General features: G+C 72.5%; 15 protein-coding genes, 1 pseudogene and 1 riboswitch. Of the genes and pseudogenes, 13 read left to right on the forward strand and 3 right to left on the reverse strand.

What is annotated here, in order from left to right; translation table 11 throughout:
• Nucleotides 1-117: 117 nt before the first annotated feature.
• The 3 genes from uvrA (at nt 118) to ACFPCY_RS17805 (ending at nt 4396) form a co-directional block, all read left to right on the forward strand.
• Nucleotides 118-2955: an excinuclease ABC subunit UvrA gene (gene uvrA, locus ACFPCY_RS17795; RefSeq protein WP_378256503.1), complete on the forward strand. Its 2838-nt coding sequence runs from the start codon at nt 118-120 to the stop codon at nt 2953-2955.
• Nucleotides 2956-3299: 344 nt separating this feature from the next.
• A complete protein-coding gene (locus ACFPCY_RS17800; RefSeq protein ID WP_378256505.1) occupies nt 3300-3773 on the forward strand; it encodes a Rieske (2Fe-2S) protein in 474 nt (157 codons plus the stop codon).
• A gap of 92 nt (nt 3774-3865) precedes the next feature.
• Nucleotides 3866-4396 carry a Rieske (2Fe-2S) protein gene (locus ACFPCY_RS17805; RefSeq protein WP_378256507.1) on the forward strand — a complete coding sequence of 177 codons (531 nt, stop codon included), beginning with the start codon at nt 3866-3868 and terminating at the stop codon, nt 4394-4396.
• On the opposite strand, the gene ACFPCY_RS17810 is transcribed toward ACFPCY_RS17805, so the two are convergent.
• Nucleotides 4383-5672 (reverse strand): mechanosensitive ion channel family protein, encoded by a 1290-nt coding sequence (locus ACFPCY_RS17810; protein WP_378256508.1) that lies wholly within the window; start codon nt 5670-5672, stop codon nt 4383-4385. The two genes, ACFPCY_RS17805 and ACFPCY_RS17810, sit on opposite strands and share 14 nt — an antisense overlap.
• A 167-nt stretch (nt 5673-5839) precedes the next feature.
• On the opposite strand from ACFPCY_RS17810, the pseudogene uvrC reads away from it, so the two are divergent.
• From uvrC to ACFPCY_RS17855, 9 genes and pseudogenes are all read left to right on the forward strand, one after another.
• Nucleotides 5840-7900, forward strand: a pseudogene (uvrC, locus tag ACFPCY_RS17815) (excinuclease ABC subunit UvrC); the annotation flags it as partial.
• A 209-nt stretch (nt 7901-8109) separates the two neighbouring features.
• Nucleotides 8110-8988 (forward strand): RNase adapter RapZ, encoded by an 879-nt coding sequence (gene rapZ, locus ACFPCY_RS17820; protein ID WP_378256510.1) that lies wholly within the window; start codon nt 8110-8112, stop codon nt 8986-8988.
• A gap of 50 nt (nt 8989-9038) precedes the next feature.
• Nucleotides 9039-10151: a gluconeogenesis factor YvcK family protein gene (locus tag ACFPCY_RS17825; RefSeq protein ID WP_378256512.1), complete on the forward strand. Its 1113-nt coding sequence runs from the start codon at nt 9039-9041 to the stop codon at nt 10149-10151.
• A 61-nt stretch (nt 10152-10212) separates the two neighbouring features.
• Nucleotides 10213-11193 (forward strand): DNA-binding protein WhiA, encoded by a 981-nt coding sequence (gene whiA / locus ACFPCY_RS17830; RefSeq protein ID WP_378256513.1) that lies wholly within the window; start codon nt 10213-10215, stop codon nt 11191-11193.
• Nucleotides 11194-11601: 408 nt separating this feature from the next.
• The gene (gene gap, locus ACFPCY_RS17835) at nt 11602-12606 is read left to right on the forward strand and encodes a type I glyceraldehyde-3-phosphate dehydrogenase (RefSeq protein ID WP_378256515.1); all 1005 of its coding nucleotides are present in this window, start codon (nt 11602-11604) and stop codon (nt 12604-12606) included.
• 136 nt (nt 12607-12742) lie between these two features.
• Nucleotides 12743-13930 (forward strand): phosphoglycerate kinase, encoded by a 1188-nt coding sequence (locus ACFPCY_RS17840; protein ID WP_378256516.1) that lies wholly within the window; start codon nt 12743-12745, stop codon nt 13928-13930.
• Between the two features lie 5 nt (nt 13931-13935).
• Nucleotides 13936-14736: a triose-phosphate isomerase gene (gene tpiA / locus ACFPCY_RS17845; RefSeq protein WP_378256518.1), complete on the forward strand. Its 801-nt coding sequence runs from the start codon at nt 13936-13938 to the stop codon at nt 14734-14736.
• A 182-nt stretch (nt 14737-14918) separates the two neighbouring features.
• Nucleotides 14919-15161, forward strand: coding sequence for a preprotein translocase subunit SecG (secG, locus tag ACFPCY_RS17850; RefSeq protein WP_253881029.1), 243 nt, complete (start codon nt 14919-14921; stop codon nt 15159-15161).
• Nucleotides 15162-15292: 131 nt separating this feature from the next.
• Nucleotides 15293-15664, forward strand: a complete 372-nt coding sequence (locus ACFPCY_RS17855; protein ID WP_308211441.1) for an RNA polymerase-binding protein RbpA — start codon at nt 15293-15295, stop codon at nt 15662-15664.
• A 92-nt stretch (nt 15665-15756) separates the two neighbouring features.
• On the opposite strand, the gene ACFPCY_RS17860 is transcribed toward ACFPCY_RS17855, so the two are convergent.
• Nucleotides 15757-17085, reverse strand: a complete 1329-nt coding sequence (locus tag ACFPCY_RS17860) for an acyltransferase family protein (protein WP_378256520.1) — start codon at nt 17083-17085, stop codon at nt 15757-15759.
• 77 nt (nt 17086-17162) lie between these two features.
• Nucleotides 17163-17248: riboswitch (ZMP/ZTP riboswitch) on the forward strand.
• A gap of 63 nt (nt 17249-17311) precedes the next feature.
• On the opposite strand from ACFPCY_RS17860, the gene ACFPCY_RS17865 reads away from it, so the two are divergent.
• A complete protein-coding gene (locus ACFPCY_RS17865; RefSeq protein WP_378256521.1) occupies nt 17312-18583 on the forward strand; it encodes a serine hydroxymethyltransferase in 1272 nt (423 codons plus the stop codon).
• Nucleotides 18584-18587: 4 nt separating this feature from the next.
• Here ACFPCY_RS17865 and ACFPCY_RS17870 read toward each other — a convergent pair whose 3' ends face one another.
• The gene (locus ACFPCY_RS17870) at nt 18588-19382 is read right to left on the reverse strand and encodes a class I SAM-dependent methyltransferase (protein ID WP_378256523.1); all 795 of its coding nucleotides are present in this window, start codon (nt 19380-19382) and stop codon (nt 18588-18590) included.
• Nucleotides 19383-19393: the final 11 nt, after the last annotated feature.

A 19393-nucleotide genomic window follows, 5' to 3' on the forward strand; every position in this document is an offset into this window, starting at 1 on the left:
CCGTTCCGCTGTTGAGTACGACGGGGGAGTCCACGCGCACGCGTTCTGTCGGACCCCCTGACTACCGTGGGGAGACCCGTCCCATCGCCGCGCCCAGAAGAGGAACCGGAACACGCCGTGCATGACCGACTCATCGTGCGAGGAGCACGCGAGCACAACCTGAAGGACGTCTCGCTCGACCTGCCGCGGGACGCGATGATCGTGTTCACCGGCCTGTCCGGATCGGGCAAGTCCAGCCTGGCCTTCGACACGATCTTCGCGGAGGGGCAGCGCCGGTACGTCGAGTCGCTGTCGGCCTACGCCCGCCAGTTCCTCGGCCAGATGGACAAGCCCGACGTCGACTTCATCGAGGGCCTGTCCCCGGCGGTGTCGATCGACCAGAAGTCGACCAGCAAGAACCCGCGCTCCACGGTCGGCACGATCACCGAGGTCTACGACTACCTGCGGCTGCTGTACGCGCGCATCGGGCACCCGCACTGCCCGGTCTGCGGCCGTCCGATCAGCCGCCAGGCCCCGCAGCAGATCGTCGACCGCGTCCTGGAACTGGAGGAGGGCACCCGCTTCCAGGTGCTCGCGCCGGTGATCCGCGGCCGCAAGGGCGAGTACCTCGAACTGTTCCGCGAGCTCCAGTCCAAGGGCTTCTCCCGCGCCCTGGTGGACGGGCAGATGGTCCGCCTGGACGACCCGCCCAAGCTCAAGAAGCAGGAGAAGCACGACATCTCGGTGATCGTCGACCGGCTCGCGGTCAAGGACTCGGCCCGCCAGCGGCTCGCCGACTCCGTCGAGACGGCCCTCGGCCTCGCGGGCGGCACGATCGTGCTCGACTTCGTCGACCTCCCGGACGACGACGAGAACCGCACCCGGATGTACTCCGAGCACCTCTACTGCCCCTACGACGACCTGTCGTTCGAGGAGCTGGAGCCCCGCTCGTTCTCCTTCAACTCGCCCTACGGCGCGTGCCCCGAGTGCACCGGCCTCGGCACGAAGATGGAGGTCGACCCCGAGCTGATCGTCCCGGACGAGGACCTCACCCTCGGCGAGGGCGCCATCCAGCCGTGGTCGAGCGGGCACGTCAGCGACTACTTCCTGCGGCTGCTGTCGGCGCTCGGCGACGCCATGGGCTTCGACCTGAACACCCCGTGGCGCAAGCTGCCCGCCAAGGCGCGCAAGGCGATCCTGAACGGGCACGAGACCCAGGTGCACGTCCGGTACAAGAACCGGTACGGCCGCACCCGGTCCTACTACACCGCCTACGAGGGCGTGATCCCCTACATCCACCGGCGGCACGCCGAGTCCGAGAGCGACGCCTCGCGCGAGAAGCTCGAGGGCTACATGCGCGAGATCCCGTGCCCGGCGTGCGACGGGGCGCGGCTGAAGCCGGTCGTCCTCGCGGTGACCATGGGCGGCCGGTCGATCGCCGAGGTCGCGGCCATGCCGATCGGCGAGGCCGCCAAGTTCCTGCTCGCGATGGAGCTGAACGACCGCGACCGGCACATCGCCGAGCGCGTGCTCAAGGAGATCAACGCCCGGCTCGGGTTCCTGCTGGACGTCGGCCTCGACTACCTCACCCTCGACCGGGCGTCCGCGACGCTGGCGGGCGGCGAGGCGCAGCGCATCCGGCTCGCGACGCAGATCGGGTCGGGGCTGGTCGGCGTCCTGTACGTGCTGGACGAGCCGTCCATCGGCCTGCACCAGCGCGACAACCAGCGGCTGCTGGAGACGCTGCTCCGGCTGCGCGACATGGGCAACACGCTGATCGTCGTCGAGCACGACGAGGACACGATCAACGCGGCCGACTGGGTCGTGGACATCGGCCCGCGCGCCGGCGAGCACGGGGGCAAGATCGTCGTCTCCGGCACCGTCGAGGACCTGCTCAGCTCCGAGGACTCGCTGACCGGCCAGTACCTGTCCGGACGCCGCGAGATCGCGGTGCCCGAGATCCGCCGGCCGCGGCAGAAGGGCCGCGAGATCACGGTCAAGGGCGCGCAGCAGAACAACCTGAAGAACGTGGACGTCGCGTTCCCGCTCGGCGTGTTCACCGCGGTCACGGGCGTGTCCGGATCGGGCAAGTCCACGCTGGTCAACGACATCCTGTACAACTCGCTGGCCAAGCAGCTGCACGCCGCCAAGACCGTCCCCGGCAAGCACAAGCGGGTCAACGGCATCGACCAGCTCGACAAGGTCGTGCACGTCGACCAGTCGCCGATCGGCCGCACCCCGCGCTCGAACCCGGCGACCTACACCGGCGTGTTCGACCACATCCGCAAGCTGTTCGCGCAGACCACCGAGGCGAAGGTGCGCGGCTACCAGCCGGGCCGGTTCTCCTTCAACGTCAAGGGCGGCCGCTGCGAGAACTGCTCCGGCGACGGCACCATCAAGATCGAGATGAACTTCCTGCCGGACGTCTACGTCCCGTGCGAGGTCTGCCACGGCGCCCGGTACAACCGGGAGACCCTGGAGGTCCACTACAAGGGCAAGACGATCTCCGAGGTGCTGGACATGCCGATCGAGGAGGCCGCGGTCTTCTTCGAGCCGGTCACCGCCATCCACCGGCACCTGAAGACGCTGGTCGACGTCGGGCTCGGCTACGTCCGGCTGGGCCAGCCCGCGCCGACCCTGTCCGGCGGCGAGGCGCAGCGCGTCAAGCTGGCCGCCGAGCTCCAGCGCCGCTCGACCGGCCGCACCATCTACGTGCTGGACGAGCCGACCACCGGCCTGCACTTCGAGGACATCCGCAAGCTCCTCGGCGTGCTGAACGGCCTGGTCGACAAGGGCAACACGGTCATCGTCATCGAGCACAACCTGGACGTGATCAAGACCGCCGACTGGATCATCGACATGGGCCCCGAGGGCGGCTCCCGCGGCGGCATGGTCGTCGCGCAGGGCACCCCCGAGGAGGTGGCGAAGGTCGAGGGCAGCCACACCGGCTCCTTCCTCGCCAAGATCCTCAACTGACCCCTCGCAGCACGCACCCGAGGCCGCGCGCCCGTCCTCCGGACGGCCGCGCGGCCTCGCGCGTCCGAGCGTCGTTTCGGGTGCACCGATTCCCGCGCCCGGCCCGTGCGTCGGGCCGCCGCGGCTTTGCGCATCCGGGCGTCGTTTCGGGCGCACCGATTCCCGCGGCCGGCCTGTGCGTCGGGCCGCGCGGCTTTGCGCGTCCGAGCGTCGGTTCGGGCGCACCGTTGTCGGGGGCAGGGCGGGTTTCGGGGCGCGCGGGCCAAGACGTCCGGGGTGGGGCGACAGGCGGGGGACGGGGGGTGGCGGCGGGTTTCGGGGGGCGTCCGGAATGATGGACGACCATGAGTGACGATGCGACGATCGGGGGCCGCGGCGAGCGGGTCGCCGGAGCCGGAGAGGGCCCGCAGCGGGCCGTCGGACGCCGGGCGGTGCTGTGCGGGACGGGCGCGGTGGGAGCGGCGCTCGGGGCCGGGATGCTCGCCGGCTGCGGCCCCAAGTCCAAGACCGCCTCGGTGGGCGACCTGCGCGGCAAGGAGATCGCCAAGGTCGCGGACGTGCCGGTCGGCGGCGGCAAGGTCTACGCCGACACCAAGGTCGTGGTGACGCAGCCCAGCCAGGGCGTGTTCAAGGCGTTCAGCGCCGTCTGCACGCACCAGGGCTGCCTGACCAACCGGGTGTCCGGGGGCGTGGTGCACTGCCCGTGCCACGGCAGCGAGTTCAAGATCGCGGACGGCTCGGTGGCGCAGGGCCCGGCGAACCGGGCGCTGACGGAGTACCCGGTGCAGGTGAAGGGGGACGGGATCGTCGTGACGTGATCGCCCGGCGGGCGCGGATTGAACCGTTCCCGGCCGCGGCACGTACTCCCGGTGACGGCGGAGAAACCCCGCGAACGCACTGGAGGCCCGGAATGTCGCAGGAGCATCGGCAGACCACGACCGGTACCGCATCGGAACAGCCCCCGCCCGGCGATCTGGCCAGGCGCGGGCTGCTGCTGGGGGTGGGCGTCGCGGGCGTCGCCGGGCTGGCGGCGGCGTGCGGCAAGTCCGGGTCGTCGGACTCGTACGGGGCGTCCTCCTCCGGGAGCGGGTCGGCCTCGTCGAGCGGGTCGTCCCCGGGCGGCGGCGGGACGAGCGGCGCGGGCGGCGCGGGCGGTGGCGGGCTCGCGCGCACGGCCGACATCCCGGTGGGCGGCGGCAAGATCTTCCCGGACGCGAAGGTCGTCGTCACCCAGCCGTCCCAGGGCGAGTTCAAGGCGTTCTCGGCGGTGTGCACGCACATGGGCTGCACCGTCGGCTCGGTGTCCGGCGGGCTGATCCACTGCCCGTGCCACGGCAGCGAGTACCACATCGCGGACGGCACGGTCGCCCGCCCGCCCGCGCCGTCCCGGCTCGCCCCGAAGAAGATCACCGTCTCCGGCGGCGAGATCAACCTCGCCTGACCCCGTTCGACGAGCTCGAGGAATTCGACGAGCTCGTCCCGTTCGACCTGCCCGTCCCGTCCTGCGATCCGCTCCAGGACGGGACGGGCGCACCACGCGAACCGTTCCGCCCCGGCGTCGGCCCCGGCGTCGGCCCCGGCTTCGGCGTCGGAGCGTCGGGCCCGACCGCGGGCGCGCCCGACGACTCGGACGCGCGGACCGACGCGTCGGCCGGATCGGCCGGGCCGGCGCCGTCCCGCACGCGGGTCTCCTCGGGGATCTCGGCGCGGAACCGGGGGAGCGCCTCCGGGTGGTGCTCGCGCAGGTAGCCGATCAGGTGCTCGCGGACGTCGCAGCGCAGGTCCCAGGCGCTCGCCGAGTCGGCGGCGCTCATCAGCGCGCGCATCTCGACCAGCCCGTTCGGCAGCGAGTCGGTGATCTGGAGCACCCAGTCGCGCTGGTCCCAGAGCGGGTGCTCGCGCAGGAAGTCGTGCAGGACGGTCCGCAGCTCCTCGACCGGGACGTTCCAGTCCACGTTGAGGATCACCGCGCCGATGACGCGGCTGGTGTGCCGGGTCCAGTTCTCGAACGGCTGCTCGATGAAGTAGGACACCGGCAGGATCAGCCGCCGCTCGTCCCACAGGCACACCACGACGTAGGAGAGGGTCAGCTCCTCGATCCGGCCCCACTGGCCCTGGACGACGACCACGTCGTCCAGCCGCAGCGCGTCGCTGAACGCCAGTTGCAGCCCGGCGAGCAGGTTGCCCAGCGTCGGCCGGGCGGCGATCCCGACGACCAGCCCGGCGACGCCCGCCGAAGCGAGCACGCCCGCGCCCACCGCCCGGACGGCCGGGAAGGTGAACAGCGCGGCGGCGACCGCGAGCACGACCAGCACGACCGCGCCGATCCGGCGCAGCAGCAGCATCTGCGTGCGGGTGCGCCGGGCCCGCCGGTTGCGCTCGCCCGAGACGCGGGTGAGCCGCTCCAGCGGCGGGTCGGTCAGCGCGTAGAAGATGCGCAGCACCAGCCACGTGGTCGCGGCGGTCGCCGTGATGTGCAGCAGGTGCCGCAGGTCCGCGGCGAGGCGCGGCGGCAGGTCCTCGTACGGGACGGCCGCGGCGGCGCTGATCGCGGCGGCGAAGGCGAACGCGGGCGCGGTGCAGCGGCGGGCCGCCCGGCCCGCGGTGGGCCAGCGGGCCGACAGCCTCCCGGCGAGCGCCCGGCGCGCGCCCTCCACCACGCCGACCGACAGCGCGACGGCGAGGACGGGAACGATCAGCGCCCAGAGCGCCGACACAGCAGGATCCCCCCTTCCGGATTGACCGGAATATGACTTCACTCCGGTCCACTCTTTCCGGGCGCGCCGCTCCCGAACGAGATCTGGATCACCCCGCCCCGGGCGCGGGGGCGGGGCCGGAGGACGCGCGGGGCTCGGTTGTCGGTGCCGCCTACTAGGCTTTCAGCGTGGCAGATCCGGCGACCTATCGACCAGCATCGGGGACGATCCCCGACGAACCCGGCGTGTACCGCTTCCGCGACGAGCACGGCCGGGTGATCTACGTCGGCAAGGCCAAGAGCCTGCGCTCCCGGCTGAACTCCTACTTCGCCGACTTCGCCACCCTGCACCCGCGCACCCAGACGATGGTGAGCACCGCCGCGCGGGTGGACTGGACGGTGGTCTCCACCGAGGTCGAGGCCCTCCAGCTGGAGTACAGCTGGATCAAGGAGTTCGACCCCCGTTTCAACGTGAAATACCGGGACGACAAGTCCTACCCGTACCTTGCGGTGACCCTCAACGAGGAGTTCCCGCGAGTGCAGGTCATGCGAGGCGCCAAGCGCAAGGGGGTGCGGTACTTCGGGCCGTACTCGCACGCCTGGGCGATCCGCGAGACGGTCGACCAGCTGCTGCGCGTGTTCCCGGTGCGCACGTGCAGCGCCGGGGTGTTCAAGCGGCAGCGCCAGCTCGACCGTCCGTGCCTGCTCGGCTACATCGACAAGTGCTCCGCGCCGTGCGTCGGCCGCGTCACCCCGGACGAGCACTTCGCCCTCGCCGAGGACTTCTGCGACTTCATGGCGGGCAACACCGGCCGCTACATCAAGCGCCTCGAACGCGACATGCGCGAGGCCGCGGCGTCCATGGAGTACGAGCGCGCCGCCCGGCTGCGCGACGACATCCGCGCGCTCGAACGCGCGCTGGAGAAGCAGACCGTCGTGCTCGCCGACGGCACCGACCTCGACATGATCGCCTTCGCCGAGGACGAGCTGGAGGCGGCCGTCCAGGTGTTCTACGTGCGCGGCGGCCGGATCCGCGGCCAGCGCGGCTGGGTGGTCGACAAGGTCGAGGCGGTCACCACCGCCGACCTGGTCGAGCAGTTCCTCATCCAGATCTACGGCGACAGCGACTCGGTGCCGCGCGAGGTGTACGTCCCGGCGCTGCCGCCGGACGACGAGGCCATGACCGAGCTGCTCGCCGAGCAGCGCGGCGGGCCGGTGCGGCTGCGCGTCCCGCAGCGCGGCGACAAGAAGGCGCTGCTGGAGACCGTCCAGCGGAACGCGCTGGAGGCGCTGAAGCAGCACAAGACGCGCCGCGCGAGCGACCTGACCACGCGCAGCCTGGCGCTGCGCGAGCTGCAGGACGCGCTGGAGCTCGACGAGGCCCCGCTGCGCATCGAGTGCTACGACGTGTCGAACCTCCAGGGCACCAACGTCGTGGCGTCCATGGTCGTGTTCGAGGACGGCCTGGCCCGCAAGAGCGAGTACCGGCGGTTCACGATCAAGGCGGTGGAGGGGCAGGACGACGTCCGGTCCATCCACGAGGTGATCACCCGCCGGTTCCGCCGCTACCTGGCGGAGAGCGAGAAGACCGGCGAGCTCGCCGTCCTCGGCGACGACACGCCCGAACCGCCCGGAACGAACGGTCCGGACGGCGGCGGCGGGGGCCGGCCGGTCGGCGGCGGAGACCGGGCGGTGTCCGGCGTCCCGGACGGTTCCGGCGAGCCCGTGGCGCACGGCCCGATCGACCCCGAGACCGGCAAGCCGCGCCGGTTCGCCTACCCGCCGAACCTCGTGCTCGTGGACGGCGGCCCGCCGCAGGTCGCGGCGGCGCAGCGGGCGCTGGACGAGCTCGGCGTCGACGACATCGCGGTCGTCGGCATCGCCAAGCGCCTGGAGGAGCTGTGGCTCCCCGGCGACGACGATCCGGTGATCCTGCCGCGCAACAGTGAGAGCATGTTCCTCGTCCAGCGGATCCGGGACGAGGCGCACCGGTTCGCCATCACCTTCCACCGCCAGAAGCGGTCGAAGTCGATGACCGTCAGCGAGCTGGACGCGGTGCCCGGGCTCGGTCCCGCGCGGCGCACCGCGCTGGTGAAGCACTTCGGCTCGGTCAAGCGCCTGAAGGAGGCGACGCCCGAGCAGATCGCGGAGGTGCCGGGCATCGGCCTGCGCACCGCCGAGTCGATCGCCGCCGCCCTGAACGGGCCCGGCGCGTCCGCCGCGACGCGTCCGGCCGGGAACACGGGCGAGGGCGCGGGCGCTGTGCAGAAGGACGGCGCGTCGTCCGAGCCCGGCGCCGGCGCGTCCGAGCACGACGACGGCGCGTCGTCCGAGCACGACGACGGCGCGCCCGAGCGGAACGCCGGAACGGGCGGCGGGGGGCCGGCGCCGGGCGCCACGGGGGCGGCGCGCGGCGGCACGGAGAGCAGCGGCGACGCCGAACACAGGGGGAGACGAACGTGACCACCGAGACGCAGATCCCGGACATCGTCATCGTCACGGGCATGTCCGGGGCGGGCCGCAGCACGGCCGCCAAGTCCCTGGAGGACCTGGACTGGTTCGTGGTGGACAACCTGCCGCCCGCGCTGCTGGCCACGATGGCCGACCTCGGCGGCCGGGTGAAGGACGCGGTGCCGCGCATCGCCGTGGTGGTGGACGTGCGCAGCCGCGCCTTCACCGCCGACCTGCACTCGTCGATCGCCGAGCTGGAGGCGCGCGGCGTGCACCCGCGCGTGGTGTTCCTGGAGGCCGCCGACGAGGACCTGGTGCGCCGGTTCGAGAGCGTCCGGCGCCCGCACCCGCTCCAGGGCGACGGCCGCCTGGTGGACGGCATCGCGCGCGAGCGCGAGCTGGTCCGCGAGGTGCGCGCCGAGGCCGACCTGGTGCTGGACACCAGCGGCCTGAACGTGCACGAGCTGCGCAACAAGATCATCGGGTTCTTCGGCAACGGCAGCAACGACTCGCGGCTGCGCGCCACGGTCGTGTCGTTCGGCTACAAGTACGGCCTGCCGGTGGACGCCGACCTCGTCGTCGACTGCCGGTTCCTGCCGAACCCGCACTGGGTGCCCGAGCTGCGGCCCAAGACCGGCCGCGACGCCGACGTCCGCGACTACGTGCTCGCCCAGCCCGGCGCCAAGCAGTTCCTGGACGCCTACACCGAGGTGTTGCGCCTGCTCACGACCGGTTACGAGCGCGAGGGCAAGCATTACGTGACGCTCGCCGTGGGATGTACCGGTGGTAAACACCGTAGTGTGGCCATGGCCGAGCAGATCGCCGCCCGGCTGCGGGACGAGGGCGTCGAGGTGCAGGTCGCCCATCGCGACCTCGGCCGCGAGTGAGCCGCGCGGGTGACCGCCCGCGCGGGTGGACCGAGGAGACGGACGAACCGGTGAACCCCCGTGGGCCCAAGGTCGTCGCGCTCGGCGGGGGGCACGGCCTGTACGCCTCGCTGTCGGCGCTGCGCCGCGTCACCGACGCCCTCACGGCCGTGGTCACGGTCGCCGACGACGGCGGATCCAGCGGGCGGCTGCGCCGCGAGCTGGGCGTCATGCCGCCGGGCGACCTGCGGATGGCGCTCGCCGCGCTGTGCGGCGACGACGAGTGGGGCCAGACCTGGCGCGACGTGGTGCAGCACCGCTTCCGCAGCGAGGGCGCCCTGCACGACCACGCCGTCGGCAACCTGCTGATCGTCGCGCTCTGGGAACTCTTCGGCCAGTCCACCCCCGCCGCGCCCGGGAGCCCGGCTGCCTCGGAGCGTCCGACTGCACCAGAGCAGCCGGCGGCGACCGGGAACCCTGGCAACCCTGGCAACCCCGGCAACCCGGGCACCGCCGACGCCGCTAGCGCCGCGGGGGCCGGTGCGGGGCGGGAGGGGCCGGGCGTGGTGGCCGGGCTCGACTGGGTGGGACGGCTGCTCGGCGCGCACGGGCGCGTGCTGCCGATGGCGTCGGTGCCGCTGGACATCGTCGCCGACGTGCGCGGCGCCGATCCGCTGCGTCCGGGCGAGGTGGTCCAGGTGCGCGGCCAGGTGGCGTGCGCGAAGACGCCGGGCACGGTCGAGGGCATCTCGCTGATCCCGTCCGACCCGCCCGCGTGCCCCGAGGCGCTCGCCGCCGTCGAGGACGCGGACTGGGTCGTGTTCGGCCCCGGCTCGTGGTTCACCAGCGTCCTGCCGCACCTGAAGGTGCCCGAGCTCGCGCGCGCCCTGCGCCGGACGCGGGCGCGCCGCGCGGTCGCGCTGAACCTCGCGCCGCAGCCCGGCGAGACCGACGACTTCTCGCCGCAGAACCATCTGGAGGTGCTGCAGGCCCACGCGCCGGACCTGCGGGTCGACGTGGTGCTGGCCGACCGCGCGGTGGTGGACGACCCGGACGCCCTGGAGAAGGCGGTCGGCGACCTCGGCGGCCGGCTGGTGCTCGCCGACGTGGCGGCGGCCGACGGCTCCCCGCGTCATGATCCCGCCCTGCTGGCCCAAGCCTTCGTACAGATATTCGCTGACTGACGTCCGGCCGGGCCGGGATCGGCCACACTGCTGGAAGTTCGATAGGGGGAGGGGTTCATCTATGGCGATGACCGGCGTGGTGAAGGACGAGCTGAGCCGGCTGCAGGTGCTCAAACCGTGCTGCCGCAAGGCGGAGGTCTCGACGCTGCTGCGCTTCGCGGGCGGTCTGCACCTGGTGAGCGGGCGCATCGTGATCGAGGCCGAGATCGACACCGGGGCGGCCGCGCGCCGCCTGCGCCGGGACGTCGCCGAGGTCTTCGGGCACACCTCCGACGTGGTGGTGCTCGCCCCGAGCGGCCTGCGCAAGGGCAACCGCTACGTCGTCCGGGTGTTCCGGGACGGCGAGTCGCTGGCCCGCCAGACCGGCCTGATCGACAACAACGGCCGTCCCGTGCGGGGGCTGCCGCGGCACGTGGTCGCGGGGGCGGCCTGCGACGCCGAGTCGGCGTGGCGAGGGGCGTTCCTGGCGCACGGCTCGCTGACCGAACCCGGCCGGTCGATGTCGCTGGAGGTGACCTGCCCCGGGCCGGAGGCGGCGCTCGCCCTGGTCGGCGCGGCCCGCCGGCTGAAGATCCACGCCAAGGCGCGCGAGGTGCGCGGGGTGGACCGGGTCGTCGTCCGCGACGGCGACGCGATCAGCGCGCTGCTGACCCGGCTCGGCGCGCACGACTCCGTCCTCGCCTGGGAGGAGCGGCGGATGCGCCGCGAGGTCCGGGCGACGGCCAACCGGCTCGCCAACTTCGACGACGCGAACCTGCGGCGCAGCGCCCGCGCGGCCGTCGCGGCGGGGGCCCGCGTCGCGCGCGCCCTGGAGATCCTCGGCGAGGACGCGCCGGAGCACCTGGTCAGCGCGGGCCGCCTGCGGCTGGAGCACAAGCAGGCGTCGCTGGAGGAGCTGGGCCAGCTCGCCGACCCGCCGCTCACGAAGGACGCGATCGCCGGCCGTATAAGGCGTCTGCTCGCCATGGCCGACAAGCGCGCCAGCGACCAGGGCGTCCCGGGAACCGAGGCGAACCTGACCGCCGAGATGCTCGCCCCCTGACCTTCCCGCCTCCGCGCTCTCCGCACGTCCCGCGCCCGCCCGCCGATGCCGTCGTGCGGTCGGGGACGGGAATTTTCGCGGAGTTTGAAGGGTGTTCGTCACGGTCGTCCCGGTATCGGGTATGGAGCGGTCGAACCGGCGGGTGCGCGGAAAGAGGCGGGGATGAACCCGCCGGTTTCAGGGGACATGTCTGATTGGTCTAGACGGTGTGGTCTAGACCTCTGCCTGTCCTCATCCGGGGCGGGGGCCGGGCAACGCCCCACCACCTGGCGAAATCCGCGCCGCCGGTGGCGGGGAGTCGGCGCGGTATTCGATAGGGTCGAGCGTGGGGGAGACCCCGGGATCCAGGTAGGAAGTCGCCCGGAATCACCCGTGCCGGGCGTGACGACGTACGAGGAGAGCGGTTCCGTGACCATCCGAGTAGGCATCAACGGTTTCGGCCGGATCGGCCGCAACTTCTTCCGCGCGGTCAAGGCCGGCGGAGCCGACATCGAGGTCGTGGCGGTCAACGACCTGACCGACCCGGCGACCCTCGCCCACCTGCTCAAGTACGACAGCATCCTGGGCCGCTTCCCCGAAGAGGTGAAGGCGTCCGGCGACGAGATCCTCGTCGGCGGCAAGGCCATCAAGGTGCTGGCCGACCGCGACCCGGCCAACCTGAAGTGGAGCGACTTCGACGTGGACGTCGTCGTCGAGTCCACCGGCTTCTTCACCGACGCGACCAAGGCCAAGGTGCACGCCGACAACGGCGCGAAGAAGGTCATCATCTCGGCTCCGGCCAAGAACGAGGACATCACCGTCGTCATGGGCGTCAACGACGGCGACTACGACCCGGCGAAGCACACGGTCATCTCCAACGCCTCCTGCACCACCAACTGCCTGGCCCCGATGACGAAGGTGATCCGTGACGCCTTCGGCATCGAGAAGGGCCTGATGACCACCATCCACGCCTACACGCAGGACCAGAACCTGCAGGACGGCCCGCACAAGGACCTGCGCCGCGCCCGCGCCGCCGCGATCAACATCGTGCCGACCTCCACCGGCGCGGCCAAGGCCATCTCGCTGGTGCTGCCGGACCTGAAGGGCAAGCTGGACGGCTACGCGCTGCGGGTGCCGATCCCCACCGGCTCGGCCACCGACCTGACCGTCGAGGTCGGCCGCGAGACCACCGCCGAGGAGGTCAACGCCGCGGTCCGCGCCGCCGCCGAGGGCCCGCTGCGCGGCATCCTCACCTACACCGAGGACCCGATCGTCTCCTCCGACATCGTGACCGACCCGGCGTCCTGCATCTTCGACGCCGGCCTCACCAAGGTGATCGGCAACCAGGTGAAGGTCGTCGGCTGGTACGACAACGAGTGGGGCTACTCCAACCGCCTCGTCGACCTGGTCAAGCTGGTCGGCTCCTCGATCTGAGCCGTGCCGCCCGCCGTGGCCGCGGACCCGTGTCCGCGGCCACGGCGGGCGCACGTCCGCGGGCGGCCCCGGCGCGGGGCCGCCCGCGGGCGCGCAAGGCCCCCGCACGCGACTCACGGAAGGACACCGCGTTCCGATGCGCACCATCGACGACCTGGACGTGACCGGCCGCACGGTGCTGGTCCGCACCGACCTGAACGTGCCGCTCCAGGACGGGAAGATCACCGATGACGGCCGGATCCGGGCGAGCGTGCCCACGATCCGCGCCCTGGCCGAGCGCGGCGCGAAGGTGGTCGCCTGCGCCCACCTCGGCCGTCCCAAGGGCGAGGTCAAGCCCGAGCTCTCCCTCGCGCCGGTCGCCGCCCGGCTCGGCGAGCTGCTCGGCCGGGACGTGGCGTTCGCGTCCGACGTCGTGGGCGACTCCGCCCGCGCGACGGTCGAGGGCCTCGCGGACGGCCAGGTCGCGCTCCTGGAGAACCTGCGCTTCGAGCCCGGCGAGACCAGCAAGGACGACGCCGAGCGCGGCGCGCTCGCCGACAGGCTGGCCGGCCTCGCCGACCTGTACGTCGGGGACGGCTTCGGCGCCGTCCACCGCAAGCACGCCAGCGTGTACGACGTCCCGCAGCGGCTGCCGCACGCCGCCGGCCTCCTGATCGCGGCCGAGCTGGACGTGCTGCGCAAGCTCACCGAGGACGTCGCGCGCCCCTACGCGGTCGTGCTCGGCGGCTCCAAGGTCTCCGACAAGCTCGGCGTGATCGACAACCTGCTCGGCAAGGCCGACCGGATCCTCGTCGGCGGCGGCATGGTCTTCACCTTCCTCAAGGCCCAGGGCCACGAGGTCGGCACGTCGCTGCTGGAGGAGGACCAGCTCGACACCGTCCGCGAGTACCTGGAGCGGGCGGAGAAGAACGGAGTCGAGTTCGTCCTGCCGACCGACATCGTCGCCGCGTCGGCCTTCGCCGCCGACGCCGACCACGAGGTCGTCCCGGCCGGCGCGATCCCCGCCGACCGGATGGGCCTGGACATCGGCCCCGAGTCCGGCCGCCTGTTCGCCGCGCGGCTCGCGGACGCCGAGACGGTCTTCTGGAACGGCCCGATGGGCGTGTTCGAGATGGAGCCCTACTCCCACGGCACCCGGGCCGTCGCGCAGGGCCTGATCGACTCCGGCGCGTTCACCGTGGTGGGCGGCGGCGACTCGGCCGCGGCCGTGCGGCAGCTCGGCTTCGACGAGGGCGCGTTCTCGCACATCTCGACCGGCGGCGGCGCCAGCCTGGAGTACCTGGAAGGCAAGACCCTGCCCGGCCTGAAGGCTCTGGAGGACTGACGACGATGGCCCCTTCCGCCAACGCCCCCGCGCGCAAGCCGCTGATGGCGGGCAACTGGAAGATGAACAACAACCACCTCGAGGCGATCGCGCTCGTCCAGAAGCTCGCGTTCGGGCTCAAGGAGGCGGACTACGCCGCGGTGGACGTCGCCGTCCTGCCCCCCTTCACCGACCTGCGCTCGGTGCAGACGCTGGTGGACGCCGACAAGCTGGAGATCAAGTACGGCGCGCAGGACATCTCGCCGCACGTCTCCGGCGCCTACACCGGCGAGATCTCCGGCGCGATGCTGGCCAAGCTCGGCTGCTCGTACGCGACCGTCGGGCACTCCGAGCGCCGCCAGTACCACCACGAGGACGACGCGCTGGTCAACGCCAAGGCCCGGGCCGCGCTCGCCAGCAAGATCACGCCGATCGTGTGCGTGGGCGAGGGCCTGGACGTCCGCAAGGCGGGCGAGCACGTCGGCCACTGCGTGGACCAGGTCACCGGCGCGCTGGTGAAGATCCCCGCCGACCAGGCCGCCGAGCTGGTGATCGCCTACGAGCCGGTCTGGGCGATCGGCACCGGCGAGGTCGCCACCCCCCAGGACGCCCAGGAGGTCATCGGCGCGATCCGGGCCCGGCTGGCCGAGCTGTACGACGGCGAGACGGCCGCGAAGGTGCGGATCCTGTACGGTGGCTCGGTCAAGGGCAGCAACATCGCCGGGATCATGGCGCAGCCGGATGTGGACGGCGCTTTGGTGGGTGGTGCCAGTCTGGACGCGGGTGAGTTCGTCAAGATCTGCCGTTACCGGGAGTTCCCGGTCTGAACCCGACGCCGTCGGCGGCCGGTGGTTGAGATCAATTCGGTCTCGACCCGCCGGTTCTTGCCGAACCAGCGGAGAGTTCGTCGTACCCTTCGGGGGTGACGGGTAAACCGCCCGGCTAGATCCTCCGTCCCAACATCAGACAGGCCCCGCCCGGCGGGGACGGCCAGAGAAGGCGCGCAACTGTGATCATCGCTACGTCCATCGTGCTCATCATCACGAGTTTGCTGATGGTGGTCCTCGTCCTGATGCACAAGGGCAAGGGCGGGGGACTGTCCGACATGTTCGGCGGCGGCATCTCGTCGTCGCTGGGCGGGTCGTCGGTGGTGGAGCGGAACCTGGACCGGCTGACCATCGGGGTCGGAGTGGTCTGGTTCGCCTCGATCATCGTGCTCGGCCTGCTGTTCAAGCACAAGGGCGTCGGCTGAGCCGCGCTCCCGCCGAGCGAACCACAGCACCAAGAGCGAACAAGAACGCCTAACACCGCCGAGCCGCCGCCCGGCTCCCCAGAGCTACCGCGCGACCGCGGGCGGCGGCGTACCAACCGAGGAGTAAGTCCGTGGGTAGTGGCAACGCGATTCGGGGCAGCCGTGTCGGAGCCGGTCCGATGGGTGAGGCCGAGCGCGGGGACGCGGCGCCCCGCGTGTGGGTGACCTTCTACTGCGCCAACCGGCACGAGACCCGGCCGAGCTTCGCGACCGACGTCGCGGTCCCCGACACGTGGGACTGCCCGCGCTGCGGGTTCCCCGCCGGGCAGGACAAGGACAACCCGCCGGCCCCGCCGAAGACCGAGCCCTACAAGACGCACCTCGCCTACGTGAAGGAGCGGCGCAGCGACGCCGACGGCGAGGCGATCCTGGAGGAGGCCCTCGCCAAGCTCCGCCAGAAGCGCGAGGCCGTCAAGCGCGCGATGGAGGCCGCGCGCTCCTGACGCGCCGCCCCCTTCGGCCCGGTACCCGAGCAGCGGGACCGGGCCTTTCCGCGTCCGGCTTCGGCCGGGGCGCCGGAGCGGCGGGCGCGGGCTCAGGGGCTGGTGACCTCCGCCTGGGACGGACGCGGCGCCGGAACGGACGCGCCGTCCTGCTCCCTGCTCTGCTCTCGTCCCTCGGACGGCGCCGGAGCCGGATCGAAACGGCCGGCGAGGACGCGGCCGAGGCGCTGGCCCGGCTTCTCGATCCAGCGGTGCGTGGCCCAGCTCGCCGCCAGCAGCAGCGCCACGAACGGGACCAGCAGCAGCGGCTGGTCGTCGTGGGGCCGTCCGATGGTCATGTCGAGGACCATCAGCAGCAGCTCGTGCAGCAGGTAGGCCGAGTAGCTGACGACGCCGAGCCAGGCGAGCCAACGTGGGACGTGCCGGTGCCGCAGCGCGAACCCGGCCGCGAAGACGGCGAACGCCGCGACGACGGCGAGGGCCCAGGCGCGCTTCGCGCCGAGGTCGGTGTCCCAGGTGGTGTAGTGGTGGAAGCGCCAGAACCCGGTCCCGGCGGCGCTCGCCAGCACCAGCGCGCAGACGGCGAGGGCCGTGCGGGGCCGGATCTGGCCCCGTTCGGCGCGGTGCACGACCGTCCCGGTGAACATGACGGCGAGGATCGCGAGGCCCTGCCAGGGGTCGACGCGCCCGTTGAACAGGACGAGGGCGAGCGCGAGCGCGCCGCCGAGCAGCGCGCCGATCCGCGCGATCATCCAGCGGCGCGCGCAGGCCAGCCCGATCGCGGCCGTCATCAGCACGAACGCGGCGAGCGAGACCCGTCCCTCACCGAACCGCCCCGACAGCGCGACGGCGGGCAGCACCGTCGCGAGCGCGGGCGCCGCGACCGCCAGCGCGGACGCCGTCGCCACCGACCGCCGGTGCCAGCCGACCGAGAACAGCGCCACGACCAGCAGGTAGAAGGCCATCTCGTAGGACAGCGTCCAGAGGACGTTGATCGCGCTCGGCACTCCGAGCAGGTCCTGCATCATCGTGAGGTGGGACAGCGCCACGACGGCCGGGTGGTAGGCGGTCGCGAGCCCCTCCCGCAGCTCGTACAGGCCCGTCACGTGCAGGACGACCACGAACGCCACCGCGGCGGCGAGCAGCGGGTAGATCCGGAAGACCCGGCCCGTCCAGAACCGCCGCACCGATCCGCGCCGCTCCAGCGAGGCGGGCACGATGTACCCGCTGACGAGGAAGAACACCAGCACGCCGAACGCCCCGGGGTCGAACCATTCCAGCAGCGTCCGGCGGAAGTGCGGCATGTAGTGGTAGGTCGCGTGGTGCAGCGCCACGGTGATCGCGGCCAGGCCGCGCAGGGCGTCCAGCCAGGCCAGCCGGACGGTCGCGTCCGGCCTGCGGAGGGGGAGTTCGGAACGCATCCCCCGGACCCTAGCGGCTTTCCGGTCCGGCGGGCATAAAAAGGATCATCCGGGCGGGGTGGTGCGGACCGCTATGATGACCAGCACGCGACTGGCGCAGTCAAGGTGGATCCGACCACCGGGGAGCGAACGCCGCCGCACACCGCGCGCCTGGGTGTACGGGACACCTCATCACGGCCGGGGTGCCCGAGACCGCGCCTCCGGCCCGAGCTTCGCGGAGGCAGCCATGCACGAGCCGTCGATCCCCCACCTCACCGCCGAGGACCCCGAGATCGCCGGGCTGGTGGAGGCCGAGGCACGCCGCCAGCACGACAAGCTCCGGCTGATCGCCTCGGAGAACTACGTCTCGCCGGCCGTCCTGGAGGCGACCGGCAGCGTCCTCACCAACAAGTACTCCGAGGGTTACGCGGGCCGCCGGTACTACGAGGGCCAGCAGAACGTCGACCCGGTCGAGCTGACCGCGATCGAGCGGGCCAAGGCGCTGTTCGGCGTCGAGCACGCCAACGTCCAGCCGTACTCGGGCTCGCCCGCCAACCTGGCCGTCTACCTGGCGTTCCTGAACCCGGGCGACACCGTCCTCGGGCTGTCGCTGCCGATGGGCGGCCACCTCACGCACGGCTGGTCGGTGTCGGCCACGGGCAAGTGGTTCAACCCCGTCCGGTACGGGGTGCGCCCCGACACCGGCCGCGTCGACATGGACGAGGTGCGCGACCTCGCGCTGCGCGAGCGGCCGAAGCTGATCTGGTGCGGCGGGACGGCGATCCCGCGCACGATCGACTTCCCGGCGTTCGCCGAGATCGCCCGCGAGAGCGGCGCGGTGCTGGCCGCCGACATCGCGCACATCGCGGGCCTGATCGCGGGCGGCGCGCACCCGTCCCCGGTCGGCCACGCGGACGTGATCACGACGACCACGCACAAGACGCTGCGCGGCCCGCGCGGCGCGATGGTGATGTCCACCGAGGAGCATGCCAAGGCGGTCGACAAGGCGGTCTTCCCGGGGCTCCAGGGCGGCCCGCACAACCACACCACGGCCGCGATCGCGGTGGCGCTGCGCGAGGCCGCGCGTCCGGACTTCCCGGCCTACGCCCGGCAGATCGTCGCGAACGCCCGCGCGCTCGCGGACGCGCTGCTCGCCCGCGGCTACGACCTGATCTCCGGCGGCACCGACAACCACCTGATCCTCATCGACCTGACGAACAAGGGCGTCGCGGGCAAGCCCGCCGCGCAGGCGCTCGACCGGGCCGGGATCGAGCTGAACTACAACGCCGTCCCGTTCGACCCGCGCAAGCCGTTCGACCCGTCCGGGCTGCGCATCGGCACCGCCGCGATCACCACCCGCGGCCTGACCGAGCGGCACATGGAGCCGGTCGCCGCGTGGATCGACGAGGTCGTCCAGGCGACGGCCAAGGGCGACGAGGCGGTCGTGGAGCGGGTCGCCGCCGAGATCCGGGAGCTGATGGCCGGCCACCCGATGCCCGGCTGGGCCCCCGCCCCCTGACCGGTCAGGCCCGGCGCAGGACGGTGATCATGCGCCAGGCCTCGTCGTCGGTGAGCGCCACGTCGCCGAAGTCGCCGTACTGGGCGACCGTCTCCAGCGCCCCGGACAGCCGGACGGCGGCGGTCAGCTCGGTCGCGGTCCAGAACCGGTAGGGCACCACGTCGCGGATCACCCGGACCGGCGCGTCCGGCCGGGTGATCGTCATCGTGACGTGGTCGTCGGCGATCTGGGTGACCGGGTCGAGCCGGTCGGACGGCTCGCCCCACCGGACGGTCGCCCCGACGCGGCCGTCCGGTCCGTCGCGCTCGACCGTCCAGCCGGTGGCGACGGTCGGGTCGTCGGTGAGCCGGTCGCGCGGGTGCGACATCTCCACCACGTACAGGCCGTCGGCGGTGAGGTGGTCGGCGGCGCGGTCGAGGTGCGCGACGAACGCGTCCAGCGTCATCAGGTGGGACGTCGAGTCGAGCATGGTCACGACCAGGTCGAACCGGCGCCCGAGCGCGAACGAGGTCATGTCCTCCTGCACGACGTCGAGCTCGACGCCCGCGTCCTTGGCCTGCCGGGCGGCGTAGGCGCACATCGCCGGGTGCAGGTCGAGCGCGGTCGCGGCGAGCCCGCGCCGGGCGAACTCGCGGGCGTGCTCGGCCGGCCCCGCCGCCAGCTCCAGGACGGTCCGCGCCGCCGCACCGGACGAGCGGTGCCGGACGGTCCACCCGAGCAGCGCGTCCACCTCGGCGGACACGTCGCGGAACGAGCACGCCAGCTCGTAGGCCCAAGGGTCGTCGTAGATGCCGCTCACAGATCAATCCT

The organism is Actinomadura gamaensis (assembly GCF_042652125.1).
Lineage (GTDB): Bacteria > Actinomycetota > Actinomycetes > Streptosporangiales > Streptosporangiaceae > Spirillospora > Spirillospora gamaensis.